Raw genomic sequence first — 462 nt, forward strand, 5'->3', positions numbered from 1 at the left:
TTCTCCGCTTTGAAGCAACCTGGCTGCTAACGCAATACTCTCTTCTGTAACAGGCAAAACCTGCGTTTTCATATCTTTATTCCTCGCTATGTTGTTTGAGTTTTTCTTCCCGGTCGGCCAGAATCAAAGGCTCCAGCACACGGTCCAAATCTCCGTCCAAAACGCTCTGCAGATTTCGCAATGTCAGACCAATACGATGATCGGTCACACGATCCTGCGGGAAATTGTATGTGCGGATCTTTTCGCTGCGATCCCCTGTTCCCACCTGGCTTTGCCGCTGCGCATTATAGGCTTCGTCATAGGCTTCCTGCTTCTGCTGCAAAAGGCGGCTGCGCAATACTGTCAGTGCACGTTCTTTGTTTTCCCGCTGGCTGCGCTGATCCTGACACTCCACCACCATACCGGTAGGCAGGTGTGTCACCCGGATAGCCGAAGACGTTTTATTGATATGCTGGCCACCGG

At 51.7% G+C, this 462-nt stretch carries 1 protein-coding gene; it reads right to left on the reverse strand.

The genetic code is table 11. The features are described 5' to 3' along the window. Positions 1–76: 76 nt before the first annotated feature. Positions 77–462, reverse strand: a 386-nt coding sequence (locus H6B10_RS15330; RefSeq protein ID WP_275951094.1) for a peptide chain release factor-like protein, incomplete at its 5' end; no start/stop codon positions are given.

Source organism: Gemmiger formicilis (assembly GCF_016901605.1).
Lineage (GTDB): Bacteria > Bacillota > Clostridia > Oscillospirales > Ruminococcaceae > Gemmiger > Gemmiger formicilis_B.